The sequence below is a fragment of the Solemya elarraichensis gill symbiont genome, assembly GCF_002021095.1.
Lineage (GTDB): Bacteria > Pseudomonadota > Gammaproteobacteria > Chromatiales > Chromatiaceae.
This window is the reverse complement of record NZ_MPRK01000268.1, coordinates 1-2,315: the sequence shown is the minus strand read 5'-3', so window position 1 is coordinate 2,315 and position 2,315 is coordinate 1. Positions and strand designations below refer to the sequence as shown.

Sequence of the window (2,315 nt, the reverse complement as noted above, 5' to 3'; positions counted from 1 at the left end):
CTTTACCTGGCCTTCGCCGTACTGAATCAGCATTAACCGGGATACCACGCCACCAGCAGAGTGACCCACAAGCGTAAGATTCTGTTCCGGATTTTTCAGGGTGATCTCGTCAACAATCGATTTCAACCAGCCTGCCTGCATTGTTACTGGCGCAAGCGAAGGTAACTCTACGGTATAAAATGACTTGTCAGCCTTTGGTTGATCACCGTTTGCAGGCAGTCCGACATGGGCCCAGCCAGCCTTGTTGAGCTCGGCAGTAATACCACTTGTAGTCCATGAATGGGCACTGCCCAGATAGCCATGTACAAAGACAATGACTTCAGCCCTTGCGGTACCCAGTGGTAGCAAAAGAGTGAGCAGCAACAGGGCCTGCTTTAAATAAGTTGCGTTCATTTGATTCCACTTACAATAGCTAGTAAATATAAGTATATTACACAATACTAACTCGATAGGCAGGGGGAGAGCAATCGTGTCTGATCCCATTGATCGCAATTTATGCTAAAACAAATTTCCAGCATGCAGTGTGTGCCAATGGATGGAGAGGATATTGTTACACTGAGCCTGATTATTTAATGTGCCGTTTGACGGTGCCTCAGAACGAATGATTTGAAGCAGGAGCCTTAAACCTTGAAGACTCGATTACTTATTCTTTGCCTGTGTTTCTCAAACGCTATATTTGCCCAAGATGCCCCCGTTACCGGGCAACAAATCCTCGACTCAGCCAATCAAGCGATTACCAGTATTTCATCTGATGAGATATTACAACTCATCGACAAGCAGCCAGATGCAGTCATTATTGATGTGAGGACACAGTTTGAAGTCAAACTGCTGGGAACCCTCGGGCTATATCAGAATGTCAATATTCCCAGGGGCTGGTTGGAGTTCCGCATTGCAGAAACAGCCCCTTCACTTGATACACCTATAGTTGTTTATTGCGGCACGAATGTTCGCAGTCCCCTGGCGGCAAAAACATTGATGGATATGGGCTATACCAATGTAAGAAATTATGACGAAGGTTATTTTGATTGGAAAGAAAAAGGCCTGGACCTGAACATGGGCACCCTGGACAGCACAACACTCCTGTACCAGCGGCCTAAACAAATTGTGGATGGTGTCTACTCTGCAATTGGTGCGCCACAACCGTCGACCTATGAAAATTCGGGTCACAATAATAACCTGAGCTTCATCATCGCTGATGATGCTGTTGTTGTTTTTAATGGTGGAGGCAGTTATTTACTCGCCCAGGCGATGCACGAGGAGATCAAGAAGATTACAGATTTGCCAGTCAAGTACCTGGTGTATGAAAACGCACAGGGACATGCTGTATTTGGTGGTAGTTACTGGAAGGAGCAGGGCGTTGAAATTATTGCACACGACAACACGCCGGAGATCCTGGAACATACATCAACACAAGTGACTGAACAGGCCAGGAATAGTTTAAAGGACAAGTTTTTCAAATCTCGCCTGTTAATGCCCGATCATACGTTTAGTGAAGAGTATCTTCTTCCGGTTAAAGGAAGAAAAATTGTATTAAAGCATTTTGGTAATGCACATAGTCCGGATGACATTCAATTGTGGTTGCCTGAAGACAATCTCTTGATATCTGGCGATTTTGCTTTTAATGAGCGCATGTTGCCAATTCTGGAGCATACAAACGTCAGGGAATGGATAGAAAACTGGGACAAACTTGAGACATTAAACCCGGGTGTAATCATTCCGGGGCATGGTGATATAACTGACCTGCAGACAGTCACCTATTTCACAAAAGATTACCTGGTGTATATGCAAGATAAAGTTGAACAGGTTCTTGACGATGGTGGGGATTTAACGGATGCCTATCAAATCGATCAGTCTGCCTTTATGCAGTGGAAAACCTTTAGAGAGCTTTCGTTAAGGAACGCAGCGAGAATCTATAAAATGATGGAATTTGAATAGTATTCGATTCTGCTGTACCAGACTTTGGGGCCAGTGAAAAAACGATTTTCTATTGTGCTGCGAAAGTCAAAGGGCGCTGTGCATGACTCTTCATTCGGATTTCTTTGGAATCAAGCTCAGCAAATGGTTCAACTGATCATCGGGTAATTGCAAACCATAGGTTTTTTGAAGCCAATCGGCCGCATGGCTTGCATCATCAGGCGGGGGTGTCATTTCGTTCAGGAAACCACCCACATCTTCCACCACCGCCCATGGGTAAATGAGCCAATGCCACTCGTCGAGGGATTCAGCCACCGCTGCGCGCCAAGGAGAGAGAATCGAAGGCGCGTAGTCCCCGGTAGCCACTAGGCGAGACTGTTTTTCTGACGTGCGCCAGCGCC

Annotated in this window: 2 protein-coding genes and 1 pseudogene; 1 reads left to right on the top strand and 2 read right to left on the bottom strand. The window is 45.9% G+C overall.

Translation table 11 applies throughout. The features are described from left to right. Window positions 1-393 (bottom strand): esterase/lipase family protein (locus BOW51_RS10015; RefSeq protein WP_167367325.1); only part of this gene is annotated, 393 nt, incomplete at its 3' end. A 234-nt stretch (window positions 394-627) separates the two neighbouring features. On the opposite strand from BOW51_RS10015, the gene BOW51_RS10010 reads away from it, so the two are divergent. Then, window positions 628-1,935 (top strand): MBL fold metallo-hydrolase, encoded by a 1,308-nt coding sequence (locus BOW51_RS10010; protein WP_135568242.1) that lies wholly within the window; start codon window positions 628-630, stop codon window positions 1,933-1,935. A 90-nt stretch (window positions 1,936-2,025) separates the two neighbouring features. Here the strand turns inward: BOW51_RS10010 and BOW51_RS11295 are convergent. Beyond that, window positions 2,026-2,315, bottom strand: a pseudogene (locus tag BOW51_RS11295) (hypothetical protein); the annotation flags it as partial.